Origin of the sequence: Enterococcus sp. DIV0712 (assembly GCF_050554855.1) — a bacterium.
Lineage (GTDB): Bacteria > Bacillota > Bacilli > Lactobacillales > Enterococcaceae > Enterococcus > Enterococcus faecalis.
Window position 1 is genome coordinate 2,715,001 of the sequence record NZ_CP187333.1, and the last position, 19,589, is coordinate 2,734,589.

General features: G+C 39.5%; 16 protein-coding genes, 1 rRNA gene and 1 other annotated feature (1 of these 18 running past the window's edge). Of the genes, 3 read left to right on the plus strand and 14 right to left on the minus strand.

The features are described from left to right. Positions 1–1,297: ribosomal RNA gene (locus IGL42_RS12945) — 16S ribosomal RNA — on the minus strand (it extends 264 nt beyond the left edge of the window). Positions 1,298–1,963: 666 nt separating this feature from the next. Between IGL42_RS12945 and IGL42_RS12950 the strand changes: the two genes are divergently transcribed. The 3 genes from IGL42_RS12950 to serS all read left to right on the plus strand — a co-directional run bounded on the left by IGL42_RS12950 (position 1,964) and on the right by serS (position 5,430). After that, on the plus strand, positions 1,964–2,653 hold the full coding sequence (locus IGL42_RS12950; protein ID WP_002355963.1) for a response regulator transcription factor: 690 nt from the start codon (positions 1,964–1,966) through the stop codon (positions 2,651–2,653). Next, positions 2,643–3,824 carry a sensor histidine kinase gene (locus IGL42_RS12955; protein ID WP_002363566.1) on the plus strand — a complete coding sequence of 394 codons (1,182 nt, stop codon included), beginning with the start codon at positions 2,643–2,645 and terminating at the stop codon, positions 3,822–3,824. The genes IGL42_RS12950 and IGL42_RS12955 overlap by 11 nt, the downstream gene beginning before the upstream one ends. Positions 3,825–3,864: 40 nt before the next feature. Continuing rightward, positions 3,865–4,071: a binding site (T-box leader), on the plus strand. An 87-nt stretch (positions 4,072–4,158) separates the two neighbouring features. Continuing rightward, positions 4,159–5,430: a serine--tRNA ligase gene (serS, locus tag IGL42_RS12960; RefSeq protein ID WP_002355965.1), complete on the plus strand. Its 1,272-nt coding sequence runs from the start codon at positions 4,159–4,161 to the stop codon at positions 5,428–5,430. Positions 5,431–5,598: 168 nt separating this feature from the next. Here the strand turns inward: serS and guaB are convergent, their stop codons facing one another. The 13 genes from guaB to srlE all read right to left on the minus strand — a co-directional run bounded on the left by guaB (position 5,599) and on the right by srlE (position 19,586). After that, complete coding sequence (gene guaB / locus IGL42_RS12965; RefSeq protein WP_002355966.1) at positions 5,599–7,080, minus strand: IMP dehydrogenase; 1,482 nt, start codon at positions 7,078–7,080, stop codon at positions 5,599–5,601. 157 nt (positions 7,081–7,237) lie between these two features. Beyond that, a complete protein-coding gene (locus IGL42_RS12970; RefSeq protein WP_010710938.1) occupies positions 7,238–8,920 on the minus strand; it encodes a 6-pyruvoyl-tetrahydropterin synthase-related protein in 1,683 nt (560 codons plus the stop codon). A 166-nt stretch (positions 8,921–9,086) separates the two neighbouring features. Continuing rightward, positions 9,087–9,776: a DUF1129 domain-containing protein gene (locus tag IGL42_RS12975; protein ID WP_002363563.1), complete on the minus strand. Its 690-nt coding sequence runs from the start codon at positions 9,774–9,776 to the stop codon at positions 9,087–9,089. Between the two features lie 112 nt (positions 9,777–9,888). Then, positions 9,889–11,004 (minus strand): redox-regulated ATPase YchF, encoded by a 1,116-nt coding sequence (gene ychF, locus IGL42_RS12980; protein ID WP_002355971.1) that lies wholly within the window; start codon positions 11,002–11,004, stop codon positions 9,889–9,891. A gap of 56 nt (positions 11,005–11,060) precedes the next feature. Further along, positions 11,061–11,246, minus strand: coding sequence for a DUF951 domain-containing protein (locus IGL42_RS12985; RefSeq protein WP_002355974.1), 186 nt, complete (start codon positions 11,244–11,246; stop codon positions 11,061–11,063). Between the two features lie 117 nt (positions 11,247–11,363). Next, on the minus strand, positions 11,364–12,254 hold the full coding sequence (locus IGL42_RS12990; protein WP_002355975.1) for a ParB/RepB/Spo0J family partition protein: 891 nt from the start codon (positions 12,252–12,254) through the stop codon (positions 11,364–11,366). Further along, on the minus strand, positions 12,247–13,008 hold the full coding sequence (locus IGL42_RS12995) for a ParA family protein (RefSeq protein WP_002355976.1): 762 nt from the start codon (positions 13,006–13,008) through the stop codon (positions 12,247–12,249). The genes IGL42_RS12990 and IGL42_RS12995 overlap by 8 nt, the downstream gene beginning before the upstream one ends. A gap of 15 nt (positions 13,009–13,023) precedes the next feature. Further along, positions 13,024–13,740, minus strand: coding sequence for a 16S rRNA (guanine(527)-N(7))-methyltransferase RsmG (gene rsmG, locus IGL42_RS13000; protein WP_002363562.1), 717 nt, complete (start codon positions 13,738–13,740; stop codon positions 13,024–13,026). 247 nt (positions 13,741–13,987) lie between these two features. Continuing rightward, positions 13,988–14,974 carry a DUF3114 domain-containing protein gene (locus IGL42_RS13005; RefSeq protein WP_010710939.1) on the minus strand — a complete coding sequence of 329 codons (987 nt, stop codon included), beginning with the start codon at positions 14,972–14,974 and terminating at the stop codon, positions 13,988–13,990. A gap of 558 nt (positions 14,975–15,532) precedes the next feature. Beyond that, a complete protein-coding gene (locus tag IGL42_RS13010; protein WP_002361446.1) occupies positions 15,533–17,305 on the minus strand; it encodes an oleate hydratase in 1,773 nt (590 codons plus the stop codon). Positions 17,306–17,505: 200 nt separating this feature from the next. Next, on the minus strand, positions 17,506–18,183 hold the full coding sequence (locus IGL42_RS13015) for a fructose-6-phosphate aldolase (RefSeq protein WP_002359191.1): 678 nt from the start codon (positions 18,181–18,183) through the stop codon (positions 17,506–17,508). 27 nt (positions 18,184–18,210) lie between these two features. Continuing rightward, positions 18,211–18,567 (minus strand): PTS glucitol/sorbitol transporter subunit IIA, encoded by a 357-nt coding sequence (locus IGL42_RS13020; RefSeq protein WP_002355981.1) that lies wholly within the window; start codon positions 18,565–18,567, stop codon positions 18,211–18,213. A 23-nt stretch (positions 18,568–18,590) separates the two neighbouring features. Beyond that, positions 18,591–19,586 (minus strand): PTS glucitol/sorbitol transporter subunit IIB, encoded by a 996-nt coding sequence (srlE, locus tag IGL42_RS13025; RefSeq protein WP_002355982.1) that lies wholly within the window; start codon positions 19,584–19,586, stop codon positions 18,591–18,593. Between the last annotated feature and the right edge of the window lie 3 nt (positions 19,587–19,589).

Here is a 19,589-nt window from a genome sequence, read left to right on the forward strand (position 1 = left end):
TTGCATGACCTCGCGGTCTAGCGACTCGTTGTACTTCCCATTGTAGCACGTGTGTAGCCCAGGTCATAAGGGGCATGATGATTTGACGTCATCCCCACCTTCCTCCGGTTTGTCACCGGCAGTCTCGCTAGAGTGCCCAACTAAATGATGGCAACTAACAATAAGGGTTGCGCTCGTTGCGGGACTTAACCCAACATCTCACGACACGAGCTGACGACAACCATGCACCACCTGTCACTTTGTCCCCGAAGGGAAAGCTCTATCTCTAGAGTGGTCAAAGGATGTCAAGACCTGGTAAGGTTCTTCGCGTTGCTTCGAATTAAACCACATGCTCCACCGCTTGTGCGGGCCCCCGTCAATTCCTTTGAGTTTCAACCTTGCGGTCGTACTCCCCAGGCGGAGTGCTTAATGCGTTTGCTGCAGCACTGAAGGGCGGAAACCCTCCAACACTTAGCACTCATCGTTTACGGCGTGGACTACCAGGGTATCTAATCCTGTTTGCTCCCCACGCTTTCGAGCCTCAGCGTCAGTTACAGACCAGAGAGCCGCCTTCGCCACTGGTGTTCCTCCATATATCTACGCATTTCACCGCTACACATGGAATTCCACTCTCCTCTTCTGCACTCAAGTCTCCCAGTTTCCAATGACCCTCCCCGGTTGAGCCGGGGGCTTTCACATCAGACTTAAGAAACCGCCTGCGCTCGCTTTACGCCCAATAAATCCGGACAACGCTTGCCACCTACGTATTACCGCGGCTGCTGGCACGTAGTTAGCCGTGGCTTTCTGGTTAGATACCGTCAGGGGACGTTCAGTTACTAACGTCCTTGTTCTTCTCTAACAACAGAGTTTTACGATCCGAAAACCTTCTTCACTCACGCGGCGTTGCTCGGTCAGACTTTCGTCCATTGCCGAAGATTCCCTACTGCTGCCTCCCGTAGGAGTCTGGGCCGTGTCTCAGTCCCAGTGTGGCCGATCACCCTCTCAGGTCGGCTATGCATCGTGGCCTTGGTGAGCCGTTACCTCACCAACTAGCTAATGCACCGCGGGTCCATCCATCAGTGACACCCGAAAGCGCCTTTCACTCTTATGCCATGCGGCATAAACTGTTATGCGGTATTAGCACCTGTTTCCAAGTGTTATCCCCCTCTGATGGGTAGGTTACCCACGTGTTACTCACCCGTCCGCCACTCCTCTTTCCAAATGAGTGCAAGCACTCGGGAGGAAAGAAGCGTTCGACTTGCATGTATTAGGCACGCCGCCAGCGTTCGTCCTGAGCCAGGATCAAACTCTCATAATAAAAGTTAGAACAATCTTACGATTGTTAAGCTCAATTTGTTTGCTAGCATATTGCTTGCTTGTTAAAAATGTTTGTTGTCTTGAATTGAATCAAGACGCCCTACACATTTGGTTCGTCTATTCTTTGTTCAGTTTTCAAAGGTCTACGTTACCTCGCAGCAACTTTTATATCATAACAAACTTTCGTTTGAATGTCAAGAACTTTTTTAAAAAAGTTTTTTTAAGTTGTTTTGCTCGGTTGTTGTTGTCTGTTGTGACAACTTCTATATCTTATCATCTCGTTTGTTATTTGTCAACAACTTTTTTGTTGTTTTTTCAAACTTTTTTCGAGAGATTTGAAATCAAGAATTGTTATTTAATTATTGATTTCTGAATCGCTCAGCTGTGTGACTCGCCTTGCGACATGTAATAATATACCAAGATTTCAAGCATTGGTCAATCATTATTTTCACTTTTTTTAAACTTTTTTTCAATACCGATTATTATGATTGGTATAGGTATTTTCGTTCGCTTTTTACCCCCTTTCATCCTTTTTTGGCTATAGTTTATTAACTTTTAGCAAAATCTTCTAAATTTATCGTAATATATCAAGGATTTTGTCCTTTTTAGCAATTATTTGTTAAAATATGGAAAAGAGATTTTTTATATATGGAGGAAATGAACGCTTATGAAAATTTTAGTTGCAGATGATGATAAAGAAATTGTAGAACTATTGAGTATTTATATTCATAATGAAGGATACGAAGTCGTGAAAGCTTATGATGGAAAAGAAGCGTTATCCAAATTGCACACAACACCAGATATCGATTTATTAATCTTGGACATTATGATGCCAATCATGGATGGAATGGAAGTAGTGAAAGAACTTCGAAAAGAATCGCAAATTCCAATTATTATGTTAACAGCAAAAACAACCGATATGGATAAAATCAAAGGCTTAGTTGCTGGTGCAGACGATTATGTCACCAAGCCTTTTAATCCTTTAGAAGTAATGGCTCGGGTGAAGTCTATTTTACGTAGAAGCCAAATGCAATTAACCAAAGAAGAACCCGATGAATTAGAAGTCGGCCCATTAATGATTAATAAGGACTCTCACGAAGTCAAAACAATAGAAGGAAAAGAAATTCAATTAACCGCTCTTGAGTTTGGTATCCTCTATCTATTAGCTAGTCATCCAAATCGTGTATTTAGTGCGGATGAAATTTTTGAGCGTGTGTGGCAACAAGAAAGCATTGTTTCTGCTAAAACCGTGATGGTTCACGTCAGTCATTTAAGAGATAAGATTGAAGAAGCAACTGGTGGAGAAAAAGTCATTCAAACAGTGTGGGGAGTTGGATATAAGATCGATGCTCGTTAAACCTAAAAAGATTGAAAAACAAAAACGAATTACCTTAACTTCTAAAGAAATCAGCGAGTTATTAGCAGAAGCAATTGTGACAATTGTTTTATTACTACTATTAAATGTCTCAATTATGTTCCTTTTAGGACAACTACTTAGTGAAAACTCGCCCTTAGCTGGTGTCATCTGGGCCACTAAGGATGCGGTCGCTAAAGAATTAAATACTGATTTGTTTTGGAGCTGGAATAAATTTGTCTTACCCATTTTCTTTTTAGTAGATGCAGCTGTTCTCTATTGGCGCTTAATTCGTCGCTACCATCAAATGCAATTACGTCATATTATCAGTGAGTTACATTACATCGCTGATGGTAATTACAATCACCGCATTCCGTTTGAATTAAGTGGTGATTTAGCAAAAGTCGTGACGAGTATTAACGGTCTGGTGGATAGTACTGTCGCAGCCATTGAAGATGAACGGCGAATTGAAAAATCAAAAGATGAATTAATTACGAATGTCAGTCATGATATTCGGACACCGTTAACTTCTATTATTGGTTATCTGGGATTGATTGAAGATCGTCAATTTCATAGCCAAGAAGATTTACTGAAATATACGCATACCGCTTACGTCAAAGCGAAACAAATGAAATTATTAGTTGATGATCTTTTTGAATATACAAAAGTCCGTCAACCAAGTGTACCGATTCATACGACGACTTTTGATATGGCACAATTAATTGAACAGCTTGCTGCCGATTTTGAATTGGAAGCGAAAAAGATTAATATGCAAATCCAAGTAAAAGCCAATCCAGCTTCTTTAATGATGGAAGGCGATACAGAAAAACTAGTCCGAGTCTTTAACAACCTTCTTTCAAACGCTTTGAAATATGGCAAAGGCGGCCATCATATTGTGATGGAAGTAGACAAAGTCGGCACCGAAGCAATTATTGCTGTTCGCAATGATGGACCAGCTATCCCTAAACATTCTTTAGATCAGTTGTTTGACCGCTTCTATCGTGTCGAAGAATCCCGATCACAAGAAACGGGGGGTACTGGTTTAGGTCTGGCTATTGCACAAAGTATTGTCGCTTTACATGGTGGATATATTTATGCGAAGTCTGATCAAAAGTGGACTTCCTTTATTATTCATCTACCCTTACAGCGTACCAACAAGAAATCAGAGAGTTAATTGACATCCCTGAACTTTTTCGGTATTCTATAGAAAAGAGAAAACTAAGAGAAAAAGTATTTATGGCACTGAATTCCAGAGAGTTTGCGGGGGTGCGAGCAAACATTCATCTATAAAGAAGTCCGTCTCTTCCAGGTGTCCAGCGAAATAAGTTGGAACGGTCTGCAGCCGTTATCTGCAAATCAAGGGCAGTAACATTACTGAACTTGGGTGGTACCGCGAGATTTCCAGTCATTTCGTCCCAAGAATATTTATTTTTGGGGTGAGATGGCTTTTTTGTTGTTTTCTACAACAGTTATTATTGATTATGTACTAATTTTAAGGAGGAAAAAATATGTTAGATGTAAAAATGATGCGTCAAAATTTTGACGAAGTAAAAGCAAAGCTACAAACCCGTGGTGTGAAAGAAGAAATCTTAGTGGAATTTCTGCGTTTAGATGAAAGTCGCCGTGATTTATTAGTCAAAGTCGAAGAAATGAAAAAATACCGGAACGATGTGTCTGCTGAAATTGCTCAATTAAAACGGAACAAAGAAGATGCAACGGCTAAAATCGCGGAAATGAAAGAAGTCGGCGGTAATATTAAAGCGTTAGATGCAGAAATTAATGCTATTGACGAAGAGCTACGTGGGATCACAACTACTTTACCGAACTTGCCAGATGATTCTGTGCCTGTTGGTGCTGGTGAAGAAGAAAATGTAGAAGTACGTCGTTGGAGTGAACCAAGAACTTTTGCTTTTGAACCAAAACCACACTGGGAAGTCGCTGAAAACTTAGGCATTCTAGATTTTGAACGTGGTGCCAAAGTAGCTGGTAGCCGTTTTGTTTATTACAAAGGCTTAGGTGCTCGCTTAGAACGTGCGTTATACAACTTCATGTTAGATTTACATGTTTATGAACATGGGTATACAGAAATGATTACGCCTTATATCGTTAATGACACCGCCATGTTCGGGACTGGCCAATTTCCTAAATTTAAAGAAGATGTCTTCCAATTACAAGATACGGATTTAACGTTAATTCCAACTGCGGAAGTCCCTCTAACCAATTACTACAACAATGAAATTTTAGATGGCAAGGATTTACCGATTTACTTTACGGCCTTGAGCCCTTCTTTCCGTTCTGAAGCTGGTAGCGCTGGTCGTGACACACGTGGGTTAATTCGTTTACACCAATTTAATAAAGTCGAAATGGTTAAATTTAGTGATGCAGAGCATTCTTATGAGGAATTAGAAAAAATGACGAATAATGCCGAAGAAATTCTGCAAAAACTGGGATTACCTTACCGTGTCATGGCTCTTTCAACAGGTGACATGGGCTTCTCAGCTGCGAAAACTTATGACTTGGAAGTTTGGATTCCCGCTCAAGAGACATACCGTGAAATCAGTTCATGCTCAAACTGTGAAGATTTCCAAGCGCGCCGTGCGATGATTCGTTACCGTGATGAAAATGATAAAGTCCAATATGCGCATACACTCAATGGTTCTGGTTTAGCCGTGGGACGGACAGTCGCTGCTATTTTAGAAAACTACCAAAACGAAGATGGCTCTGTGACTGTACCAGAAGTCCTAGTACCTTACATGGGTAACCTAACAGTTATTAAATAAAGGGAAGATGAAGGTCGTTGTCTGATATCAGATAACGGCTTTTATTCTACAGAAAAAGGAGCCTGATAAACGGCGGAAACAGAAGCAACTCCTTCATTCTACAGAAAAAGAGGCAGACGTCGAAATGACGTCTGCCTCTTTTAAATTTCAAAAAAATCAGCTTTTATTTTATTGAACAGAATAGTTTGGTGCTTCTTTTGTGATTTGAACGTCATGTGGATGTGATTCTTTCAATCCGTTACCACTCATTTGAACAAATTGTGCTTCTTCACGCAACGCTTTCAGGTCTGCTGCACCGACGTAACCCATCCCTGATTTCAAGCCACCGATTAATTGGAAGACAATATCAGAAACGCTTCCTTTGTAAGCGACACGTCCTTCGATTCCTTCTGGCACTAATTTGTTTGCTTCATTGACACTTCCTTGGAAGTAACGATCACTTGATCCTTTTTCCATTGCACCCAATGAGCCCATGCCACGGTAAGTTTTGAAACGACGGCCTTGATAAATTTCAAATTCGCCTGGAGATTCATCTGTACCTGCTAACATACTTCCTAGCATTACAGCATGTCCACCAGCAGCTAAGGCTTTCACGATATCACCAGAATATTTAATACCGCCATCAGCGATAATTGCTTTACCATATTCTCTAGCTACAGAAGCAGCATCATAAATCGCTGTTAATTGAGGAACACCAACACCAGCAACGACACGTGTTGTACAAATTGAACCAGGTCCAATACCAACTTTGACAACGTCAACGCCGACATCATACAATGCTTTGGTTGCTTCAGCAGTGGCAACATTACCAGCAATTAATGTTGCTTCAGGGAACGTTTCACGAATTTCTTTAATTTTGCGAATAACGCCGGCACTATGGCCATGTGCAGTATCGATAACAATCGCATCGGCACCTGCTTCTAATAATGCTTCCGCACGTTCGAACGTATCACTAGTGACGCCGACTGCTGCCGCCACAAGTAAACGACCGTGTTCGTCTTTGGCAGCATTTGGGAATTCAATCACTTTTTCAATGTCTTTAATTGTAATTAAGCCACTTAAGCGACCTGCTTCATCAACGATTGGTAATTTTTCGATTTTATGTTTTTGTAAGATTTTTTCTGCATCTTTTAAAGATGTGCCAACTGGCGCAGTGACTAAATGATCTTTTGTCATGACTTCTTCAATTTTGATTTGGTAGTCGGTTACAAAACGCATATCACGGTTTGTAATAATTCCGACTAATTTACGGTTTTCCATTGTTTCTACAATCGGCACACCGCTAATACGGTAACGACTCATTAATTCTTCTGCATCCGCTACTAAGTTTGTTGGTGTTAGAAAGAATGGATCAATGATAACGCCGCTTTCAGAACGTTTGACTTTACGTACTTCGTCTGCTTGTTGGGCGACAGTCATATTTTTATGTACGACACCTAGTCCACCTTGACGAGCCATCGCAATTGCCATATTACTATCTGTAACAGTATCCATACTGGCACTCATCAATGGAATATTTAACTTGATATTTTTAGCTAATTGTACACTCATGTCTACATCATTTGGTAAGACATGGCTTTCTGCAGGGATTAATAGCACATCATCAAATGTAAGACCTTTTTTCGCAAATTTTGTTTCCCAATTTGACATTTTTTTGTCCACTCCTCGACTTAATTTTATATATGAAAATAACAGATAATACTAAGGAAGTCAACTAGATTTGTTTAAATAATCAATGAGGAATAAAGGACAAAACGCCGAAATCGGTTTGTCCTTTATTCAACTCTTCCTAATTAAGGTCCTACTTTCATCGTTGTTCTTTTATCTTGTGTTTCTTTTTTTGTTGTAAAAATCGGCTAAATCCAAAACCACCGACAGAAAGCAAGGTCATCATTGTCCCTATTTTTTGCACTTTTGTTCTTTGGTAACGGATGTCGACATGTCCTGTACCAGATAAAGAAAGAGCGGCTAAGCCTCCTTGGTTGGTTAGGCTCATTTTTTTAGCGCCCGTTTGGTTTTTCATTTGAATCGTGGCTTGATAGCCTAAGTAATAAATAAAAGGAACGGTCACCTTCGCTGATTGATTCACCACTTGGTAGTCAAATGAAATTTTCCCATAAGGCATTCTAACATTTGTAATGGTTACTTGTGCTGCCGAATAATCAAGTTGTCGTTTTTTCTGTTTCAATAATTCCTGATAATTGATTTCATCTGGCAAATATTCATGGCCCGCACCGATATAAAAAGGCGTTGGTTGCTCATACTCAGCTTTTGTTAACAGGTGGCCTTGTTGTGACTGAATACTTTGATATTGATAAATGCCTAAATTGCTGATGGCAAGGAAAACCAACAAAGCCACAGTCCAAGATTTACGGAAAACGCCCCATTCGTCTTGTGCAATGAAAAAAGCGAGCATTACGGAAAGAATCCCTAAAAACCGCCAAGGAAACTGAATCGTATTTAAAGGCGTGTGGTTCAGCAAGTGCCAAGGAAAAAGCGTGGTAACCATCAATAAGAGTACCAGCGTCAAACCAATAAACCGTTTGTCCTGAATTTTTTTGCTGGCAAGCGAAACCACTGCTACAACAAGCCCCACAAACAAAAGGGTTCCTAGATTCGCTGTTTTCGCGTGAAAAACACTGCTCTTTAAACTATTAATGAAAAGAGAAACAATGGGATAACTTCTTTCGGAAATATAAGTGAGTGGATTGGAGGTAACTTTAAACACTTGATTTTTCATTTGTTCAGCAACTGGTAAAAGATAAAAGGCCAGCCAAAGCAGCGTCAGACCTGCAGCCTTCGCTAATGCCCACAGGACCTCCTTTTTAAAAAACTGCTGCCAATAAAACAGAATGTATAACCCAATCCAAATAGAAACCATTTCAATAGAAATAAAGTGAGCCAACCCAATGCCAGTCATCGCCAGCGTTAACAACGGCCAATATTTCGTGGTTCCCTTTCGTAATAAAAACAGGCTCGCTAAGACCAACGGAAAAAAGCTTAGCGCCAAAAATTCTCCTAACGCTTGGCGATTAAACAAGTCTTGCATGCGGTAAATAGATAAGCCATACAAAATGGCAAAGAGATAGCTTCTTTTTTTAGAGAGCGCCATTAATCGGCCTGCATAATAAGTAAGACTAAATGTTGCCAAGTTTACTGCAAACACAAAAATCGCCATACTAGCGACAAAGGAAAGCCCCAGAACACGCAAAAGCGCAGGTAAATAAAGATACGCATCTGGATAAAACAAACTAGAGGCATAGCCATAGCCTCCCAAGAAAAAATAATTGATTTTAGGAAACCAGTCGTTGTTTTTAATTGCTAATGCGAGACCTTCCACCCGATTTTGATGAAAGCGGAAATCACTTGCTCGTAAAAAATTCTCTTGAAAATAGACAAAATAGAGAGAAAGTCCACTTAATAAGAGAAAACTAATAAAAATGAGTAGCCGCTCGTGTTGACGGCACCAAGACTTCACTTGTTGTCCCATAAGAGGCTCCTTTCTTTAGCAAACTTCTGAAAACAGAAGCCTGGGACACTAGTTTTTTCGACTAATCCCCCAGGCTTTAACTGTTAAAACGCTCTATTGAGAGAGCGACTTTGCTTGTTGCAGTTTCTGCGTCAGCCGAGCGCATTCACAATTGAGCGCGCGCCGTTTATTGACGTGTCATGAAACTACCTTGAATATTGTATTTTTTCTTGAAGAAATAGCGTGCTACAAAGGCTAACGCACCGATTACTAAAGCAATCATCGGATCTAAAATGGGATTGATCACTGGTGGCAACATCGCTGAACCAGCGAAAACTGCAATCCACAAGAACATCCCACCAAATAGAATGGCGGTCGTTTTTAACCAACCAGGACGTTTGCTTTTGTCGCCACCTTGACGATCAAAACGGTAAACATATTTGTGCATTAGATAGAAAACATAACCCCCAGCCATCGCACCTAAGATATATGTGGTTAATCCGAGAGGTTGTGCGGTTCCTTTTGAAAATAGAGACATCGCCGCTAACATGATTGTTAATAAACCAAGTAATAGTAAGGTATTGTCGAGCCAAATCATCCAGCCCGCTGGTTCTTTGACTTCTGCTGGTTTATTTAAAATTGCTTCCGTCCGTTCTGAAACAGTGCCAAATAACTGACGGGCTGTTTTACCTGTTTTTTGACCGGCTACTAATTCTGGTAAAATACCGTGTAGAGCCAATGCTAGCTCCTCTTCAGATAAATTAGCCGCTTTTAATGATTTTTTTAAGTCAAAAATGTATTGTTCATTTCTTTTAGTCAAATTCTGTTCTAATTGACGATTCTCAGCCACGATTGCTCGTAATGCTTCTGCTTCCATAGTTGTATCCTCCTCACCCTCATGTAGAGGGAACCTCTTTCTAAACGGCTGAATGGCCTTAAATATGTGGGCTTACCCCAAAACAAATTGCTTGTTGGGCATGGGTCTTTTCTTAAACGTTAAAACGGAACAACATAACATCGCCATCTTGAACGACGTAGTCTTTTCCTTCTAAACGAACACGGCCCGCTTCTTTGGCAGCTTGCATATTGCCATATTTATCTAGGTCTTCATAAGAAACTGTTTCCGCACGAATGAAGCCTCGTTCAAAGTCACTGTGGATAATCCCAGCTGCTTGAGGTGCCTTGATTCCCTTACGGAACGTCCACGCACGAACTTCTTGTTCACCAGCTGTAAAGTAGGTAGCTAAGCCTAACAAATCGTAAGCCGCACGAATCAATTGATCTAAGCCAGATTGTTCAATGCCCATTGCTTCTAAAAATTCAGCCTTGTCTTCTTCAGAATCCAATTCAGCAATTTCTTCTTCTGCTCGCGCACTAACTACGATTACTTCCGCATTTTCACTGGTTGCAAAATTACGAACTTGTTGTACATACTCATTGTTGTCTGGATCTGCCACTTCATCTTCTGAAACATTTGCTACATAAAGGACCGGCTTTGTGGTTAATAAGAAAAGAGATTTAACAATTTTCTCTTCTTCTGGCGTAAATTCAATCGTACGAGCAGATAAACCTTCTTCTAAAACTGGTTTAATTTTGTCTAAAACAGCTAATTCTTCCACCGCTTCTTTATCTTTTGCTTTCGCCATTTTAGCCACGCGAGTATAGCGCTTATTGATTGAATCTAAATCTGCTAAAATTAGCTCTAAATTAATTGTATCGATGTCTGCTAAAGGATCAACGAAATCCGCATCTCGATTTTGTTCACGCATGATATTTTCGTCATCAAAACAACGAACCACGTGACAGATTGCATCTACTTGACGAATGTGACTTAAAAACTGATTTCCCAGCCCTTCTCCTTTGCTGGCACCTTTAACAATTCCGGCGATGTCTGTAAATTCAAACGTTGTGGGAACTGTTTTTTTCGGTTTTACTAGTTCTGTCAAGCGTTGTAAACGGGCATCTGGTACTTCAACCATGCCGACGTTCGGATCAATCGTTGCAAAGGGATAATTTGCAGCTTCTGCTCCTGCTTTTGTAATTGCGTTAAATAGGGTCGATTTACCAACGTTTGGTAAGCCGACAATTCCAGCTGTTAGTGCCATTTGTTTTCCACTCTTTCTCTCAGTCTATTCTCTTTTCTATTAGAGGCATCAAAGCATTAGTCTGCTTTTTTCTCGATTACTTTTTTTAATTTTTTAGTAAAATCACGACGCGGCATCATGACAATATGCCCGCAATTCGTGCACTTGATTTTGATATCAGCGCCCATGCGAATGATTTGCCAACGATTTGCTTGGCAAGCATGCGGCTTTTTCATTTCAACAATATCGCCTAAATCATACATGTTCCAAGCCTTCTTTCTTCTCTTACTTATATAAAAATACCATGATTACAATACCATTTTTTAACGAAACTAGCAAAAGGATTTGTGACTTTCTGTCTTACTTTCTCACTTTGCTTTTTATTCCTCGTCAAAATGAATATCTAAAATATCTAAAATTCTAGCCAAATCCGAAGAGGACAAGTACTCAATTTCAATTTTTCCTTTGCCTTCTTTTTCTTGAATTGCTACGGTTGTCCCAAATTTATCCATTAAGCGGTCTTCACTTTCACGAATATAAATGGGTTTTTCTTTGATGGCTTTTTTCGCTTTTTTGCCCTTTTTGCCTTGTGTTTCGTTTAATTCAGCGACAAGTTGTTCTAATTGTCGAACCGTTAAATTGTCTTTAATACAACGATTAGCTAATGGCAATAGCTGTTCTTTGTTCTTCAAGCCTAATAACGTCCGTGCTTGACCCATTGACATGCTTTGTTTTTGAACCATTGCTTTGACCGCATCAGGTAAGGTTAGCAATCGTAAATAATTGGCAATATACGGGCGACTTTTGCCCAAACGTTCTGCGACTTCCGCTTGTGTTAATTTCAAATTTTTCATTAGCATTTCATAGGCTTCTGCTTCTTCTAGCGGATTTAAATCTTCCCTTTGTAAGTTTTCCAAAACAGCAACTTGCATCATGGATTCTTCATCAAATTCGCGAATAATTGCGGGAATTTTTTCTTTGCCGGCTAATTTAGAAGCCCGGAACCGACGCTCACCTGCAATAATTTCATAGCCTTTAACTGCCGATTTACGAACAATAATCGGTTGAAACACACCGGAATGTAGAATCGAGTTTGCAAGTTCTTGTAAAGAGGTTTCATCAAATGTTTTCCGTGGTTGGTAAGGATTGGGACGAAGTTCGTTTAATAGAATTTCTGTCACTTGTTCGTTCTTAACGTCGACATCTTCTAGCTTTGCGATATCTTGAAACAAGGCATCGATGCCTCTGCCTAAACCTTTGCCTTTATTCATTCTCCAACACTTCCTTTGCTAGTGCTTGATACACTTCGGCACCTTTTGAGCGAATATCATAGTCAATGATTGGTAAACCATGACTTGGTGCTTCGGATAAACGGACATTTCTTGGAATAATCGTATCATAGACTTTTTCACGGAAATATTTACGGACTTCTTCAACGACTTCGGCACCTAAATTGGTCCGAGCATCGTACATGGTTAACAAGACCCCTTCAATTTTCAATTCAGGGTTAAAATGTTTTTGAACCAAGCGAATCGTATTTAGCAATTGACTCAAGCCTTCTAATGCGTAATATTCACATTGAACAGGAATTAGAATCGAATCACTTGCTGTAAAAGCATTGATTGTTAAATGCCCTAGAGAAGGCGGGCAATCAATTAAAACGAAATCATACATGTCTCTTACTTCATCAATTGCTAATTTCAAGCGCGATTCTCGAGCCATCATTGAAGTTAACTCAATTTCGGCGCCTGCTAATTGAATAGTTGCAGGGACAATATCTAAATTTTCACGGCTGGTATGTTGAACCACGCTAGTGATTGGTTCTTCATTTACAAGGACATCATACACATCGTGTGCGACATCTGGTTTAGGGACACCCATGCCACTGGTAGCATTTCCTTGTGCATCAATGTCGATCAGTAAGACTTTTTTGCCTAAGTTTGCTAAACATGCGCCTAAATTTACAGTGGTCGTTGTTTTACCAACGCCGCCTTTTTGGTTCGCTACAGAAATAATTCGTGTCATGTGTGTGCCTCCATCTTATTTAATCGGTTGTTTATTTGGTAATCCAGGTTTTCTGGGATATTTTTTAGGGGTTTCTTTTTTCTTTTGAATCACGACAATGTGGCGTTCGTCTGCCGTAATCGGCAAAGTAAAACCAACTTCTTTCTGAAATTGACCGCCTAATGTAGCGATTGCAGGTTTTGCTTCATTAATTTCTTCTTCACTTTTCGATGCTTTTAAGGCTAAAAAATAGCCTTCTTTTTTAACTAAGGGTAAACACAGTTCACTTAAAACATTTAATCGTGCAACTGCTCGCGCTGTAACGTAATCAAACGCGCCACGAAATTCTGCTTTTTGACCAAATGTTTCTGCACGATCATGATACAAAGAAACATTAGCCAAACCTAGTTGATTCACCAACTCTGTTAGGAAAGTAATTCGTTTATTTAAAGAGTCAACAATTGTGACATTTAATGAAGGAAAAACAATTTTCAAAGGAATACTTGGAAATCCTGCGCCTGCGCCAACATCACAAATGGCTTTGTCACTGGCAAAGTCTTCAAAGAATGCCAACGAAACAGAATCATAGAAATGTTTCAAATAAACTTCTTTTTCTTCTGTAATGGCTGTTAAATTCATTTTTTCATTCCATTCTACTAGTAAATGGAAATATTGGTCAAATTGTGTCATCTGTTGGTTTGTCAATTCAATGCCTTTTTCGGCTAATAGTTGTCTAAATTCTTCGGGTAGCATAAAGACTCCTTCCTTTTTTGTGAAACAGAAAAATGTTTCACAATCATCTTTTCCTACTTTAACGCAAATAGCAATTTCTTGCAATGCTTTTCGGAAGATTTTTGCCTGAATGATAAAAGAAAAACCCGCCTTTTTATGTAGTAAAAAGTCTCTAGCCACGGGCCAAAATGTTCAATTGGCGGCAACGAAAACCGCCTTTCTCTAAGAGTAAAACAAGCCAATGTTTCATGTGAAACATTGGCTTGTTTTACTTACTATAATCATCGCACTTTATTTGTCGTTCTCTGCGGTAGTCGTATTCTTGGATACGGGGACTTAACCAACCTTTTTTGGCTGTTTTTCGTAATTGATGATCAAATCTCCCTGGTGGTGAACTATCTAGTAATTCATGGGTACGATTATTCCGATTTGCATAATTAAACGATTCACCATTCAAGACTTTTTCCTGGTATTCATTGTTTTTGGCCGCTTGATAATAAGCTGGATTACTAATTAATCTGCCTCGCCAGTCTTCAACTAACACATCCCACTGGGTTACAAAGGTCCCTTCTTCATTCAAAATAAACTCACTGTGAAAATTAGGCGTCAATCGTTTCTTATTAATCAAAGAATAAGATGCCCCCTCAGGGTATTTGTTGTGTAAACGAGCAGAGCTTTTTTTCAGTTTCCGCCCGCCCATTCCTTGCGGCTTGGCCGCAAAAACATAGCGTTTTAATGCCTGTTCATCGGTGTCCCCTTCTTGTTTAAAAAAATCGCGGATATACGTGATATTTTGACGATCAATATACATTCTTAATTGATGTATCTTTTTCGCTTTCTCTTGATTAAAGCTCCCAAGAAGACCTAACGGATAGGCTTTTTGAACTGTTTTTGCCAACAAATGCCAAAACGTCGCATGCGGTGCAATCGTCTTCGAGAAACGATAAGGTCCTACTAATTGCAACATGCCATGCTGATCCAACACTGCACCTAATTGCCATAACAGTAACGAGAGCTTTTCTTGCGGACGATAAGCCGAAAAGCGAAATAATCGCTCATACGCTGAAGAGCCCACTTCTTCCACTTCAGAAAACAGTTCCGTGACTGCTGTTTTCGCTTGCTCAAGTGGCAAGAAACGCGTGTCTTTTATGGCGCTTTCCACTAATCCATAAATAGCTTGGCGGTCCCAGCCAGCGTCAATCGCCGCCTCTACACCAGCACTCATTGCTTGTTGTAATTCTTGCCAACGTCCCATCTTCTCGCCGCCTTTTTCTATATACTTCTTCTATAATGATAATCCTTTCCCCGCAAAATGCCAACTGCTTTAACGCAAAAAAACAACCCGCCCTTTGGGGAAGGGCGGGCGGAGGAGTTAAAAAATGAAAAAGTGTTTTGTTAGGGTTTTGTTTATCGGGTATGTTTAAATAATAGCCGTTAAATGTGAAGAAACTATGGTAAAAATGCGCCTTCTTTTCAACAAAATTTTGAAAAAGTCTCTTCAGAAATTAAGATTTTTTTGCGAAGTTGCCCACTGGCTACTCCCATTCAACATATTATATATTTAATATTCATAAAATCATAAAAGAAATATACATAATAATGAATATTTATTCAACGGTTGATAATCCAACAAAAAAGAGCATGGGACAAAAATCACTTTGGATTTTTGCTCCACGCTCAAAAACTGATAAACGGCGGGAACAGAAGCAACTCCTTCGGAAATAAGCCGAAATTCTCCAAAAATTATAGAACAATTTTCGGAAATTCCTTCTTATTTCTCGGAGTTAAACACTTCTATCCCGACCTCTTTCAACTAAATTAAATGATTTTCTCTTAAAATATCACCAATATACGTATCCTCAAATTTCTTCACAAAGTGTTCAACCATTTTGCGTTCCACGAACGGCATATCCATTTCTGTTAATTTTTTCTTGTCAGATAAATAATAAACAGAGTTTGCTAAGACGCGCAAGTCGTATGCAGAAGCAAACACTTCTGGTACTCCGCGTTCAACCTCTAGCAATTGATAAACAGCTTCCATCGCTGTCCGTACAGAATACTCTGTTGTAAACACCGTATCTCGTTCAGTATCTGCGAAGTTCCCAATGAAAGCAAGATTTTTAGAGCCGTTTGGTACAACTAATGGTCGATCGCCTGGTTCTCTTAACATAAAGTAAGAAGTGATAAACGGCATATAAACCGGAATAGTGGTAGCCGATTCTTCTGAAATACGTTCAATTTCCCCTTCTGGGACCCCTAAATGATAAAGTAACTCTTGCGTAATTTCTTGGCCTGTACATTGTTCGATTGGTTTTTTGATATAATTTCCTGGTTTATTAGAAAGTAATCCATATACCCAAGTTATAGATTGTTGATCATTTTGTTCTTTAAAATGCGGTTGTCTATGCATAGCGAAACTCATCATCCAATTAGAGTCTTTGATAGTAATAATACCACCTGTGACAATTTTTCCTGTCCGTAATTTACGATGTGTTAACCGAGAAAGATACGGTTCAATATCGAAATTTTCCCACGTAATCGTTGCTGAGACAAACCAACTTTCATCTGGTAAATTTTCACAGAAAACTTCTGGGTGCCCAAATTCTGGGGATTGTTTTGCTAAGTTTTTCCAGAGATTCCAACTTCCCCCTAGTTCATGAGTAATTGGTGCTGGTGTATGATGATCTCCTTGCGTCGAACTTTCAGTAATTGAGCCATTCGTTACGAAGACTAAATCATTTTCAGTTAAAGGAATTTCTTTGGTTTTGCCCGCTTGTGTCAACAATAATCGCCGAGCAACTTTAGTAGCTCCTTTGATGTCGACTTGGATATCATTGATCGTTGTTTCATATTGAAAGTCTACCCCTTGATTGGTTAAAAAGCTTAATAATGGTTTCACTAACGATTCGTATTGATTGTATTTGGTAAACTTCAAGGCTGTAAAGTCAGGCAAACCTTTGATGTGGTGGATAAAGCGCATGATGTAGCGGCGCATTTCAATGGCAGAGTGCCATTTTTCAAAAGCAAACATTGAACACCAATAGATCCAAAAGTTGGATTCAAAAAATTCTTCGCCGAAAACATCTTCAATTTTTTTGCCAATTAATTGATCTTCAGAAGTCATAAATAAATCAACGATTTCTTTTTGTGCTTTTTTGGATAAAGTAAATTGTCCATCATCGGGGACACGTTCGCCACGGTTATGAATAATGCGGCAATTTGAAGAATTCGGATCATCTAAATCTAACCGGTAAAACTCATCTAGGACAGAGGCATCTTCTACTTCTAATGATGGTACCGAACGAAATAGATCCCACAAACACTCGAAATGGTTTTCCATTTCGCGTCCGCCGCGAGTGACAAAGCCATCATGGGGAATAAATTTACCATCTAAAGAACCGCCAGACAGCGTGAGTTCTTCAAAAATGTGAATATTTTCGCCCTTCATTTGACCGTCACGAATTAAGAAAACAGCCGTTGCTAAACCTGCTAGGCCACCACCAACGATGTAGGCACTCTTGTCATCTACACCTTTTGGTTTTCTTGGTCGAGCAAATGCTTCATAATTTCCATTTGTGTATCTCATTCTCGTTTCCTCCTATCATTTGATACCCTCATCATACTGCTACCAAAAAAAATACCCAAAAGATAACCCTTTTTTTTAAGAAATTCTTTGACAAATAAAGAAAATTGTCTAATTTTTAAGCAAGTGAATAATCGTAGATGTTTCATGTGAAACAAAAAAAGAACGAGAAGAAAAATGGCCGCTTTTTCTTCTCGTCCTTTTTATGCTAATTCGTTTACCGTTTCTACTCCAAAAACAGCAACCCAATCTTCCTGAAAATCAGTTACTGCTTTTTGAATGGCGGGCATTGCCAAGCCTTGTGTCACGAGTTCTGGTGCGATAGTGACCGCTTGCGCCCCCATTTGACAGGCTTGATTAATTTGTGCCACGTTTTTAAAACTAGCAGCTAAGATCTTACTCTTTGCGTTCGTCCGTTTAATTTCTGCAGCTAAATGCTCAATAACCTTTTGAGAATCAATTGTTAAATTCTCCATCCTATTATAATAAGGCGCTAAATAATCTGCACCTGCCGCAATCGCTAGGTAGCCTTGAAATTCTGTATAAATAGCGGTTGCTGTTATCCGATAATTTGCCTGCTTTAGTTGTTTGATGGCTACCAAGCCTGCTTCATTGACTGGGATTTTAATGAATGTTTCTTGGCCTAATTGTTGTACAATGGTTTGGGCATCTTCTAGCATCTCTTCTGTCGTTTGACCGACCACTTGGACGTGCAAACTCGCTTGTCCAATCGTTTTTTTGATTTCTTTCATCTGCGCAAAGAAGTCAATTTTTCCTGCTTGCTTAACAATACTAGGATTAGACGTTACGCCTGCCAGTGGTAAAATTTTCTGATACTTTCGAATAGCCTCAAGATTAATTGTATCTAGCATAAATTCCATCTTTTACGTTCCTCCCTTAAACGATAATTATAGAATAGTGATTGTTGTACCAACAGTTATTTCAGGAATAGCTTTTTCTTCAACATATAATGTACCTGGTAATTCAGGTGTTGTTGCGCCATCAAATTTAATAGTAATGTGACCCAATGTGTCTAAATTAGTTAATACTACCTCGCCTACAGCGGTAATCTGGTAAGTTTGTTCATCAATCACTAACGTTTGCTTGTCCGTAATCGCTTCTGTGACTGGCTGAACCTCAATGTTATAACAATAATCTGCTAAAGCATCTGGTGCATCTTTTCCAAATAAGATGACCATTTTTTCTTCTTTAAATAATTCGGCTTCTGGTCCAATAGACTGAACCTTTGTTGTAAATACTGACATTTCCCATCCTCCAAAAAAATTTTTTAACTATACAATCCAAAACTTGCTAACCAAGCAACTAGTACTCGAGGGGCACCATTTAAGAAACGAGAATATAAAACAGAAGGGACCCCGACTTCAACGGTTTCGGCTTCAGCTTCTTCCAAGCCTAAGCCCACGGGAATAAAGTCGCACGCGTTTTGTGTATTAATAGCAAACAATGCTGGTAAGGCTAGTTGTGGCGGAATGTTGCCTTTCCCAATTTCCACACCAATTAACGTACCAATTACTTGGCTGATTACTGCTCCAGGACCTAATAAAGGAGAAAGAAATGGCAGAGAACAAATAAAACCAATAATTGTTAAACCCACAATGTTTCCTGCCAATGGCGCCATGATATTGGCAAAAAATTCACCAATTCCTGAACCTTGAATCACACCAATTAATAAAGAAACAAATGCCATAAACGGAATCACTGTGTTGATCATCGTTTGTACGCCTTCACGGGCTGATTGGTTGAATGTCGCTACAACTTTTCCTGCACCCATACCAATTTTCGCAACAAAACTTTGTTGTTCCGCTTTTTGTTCAGTAATTTTTTTACTTGTATCATATTTAAATTCTGTTTTTTTCGAGGTGGGCTTTTCTGTATCAGCAGCAGCTTCTTCTGATGTCAATGTAATCTGTTTCGGGCCTACAGCGGAAACATAAATTGTCTCATTAATGTATTGTGCTAAGGGACCACTTTTGCCAGTTGGAACAACGTTAATAGTAGGAATTCCTTTTTTAGGATAAATTCCGCAACGAAGAGTGCCTCCACAATCAATAATGGCTAATGCGATTTCATCATCTGGAATCGATGTCTTAAAACCATTGACCGCTTCCATTCCTGTCAATTCTACGATTTTATCAACGATTGCGGGTTTCTCGCCGCCACCTGTAATGTAAATAAATTTATGTTTTTCTTCTGTCGGTGTAATCACTAAGGGCCCACCATAACCGCCATTTCCTTTAACTACCTTAATACTATTGTACGTCATCTC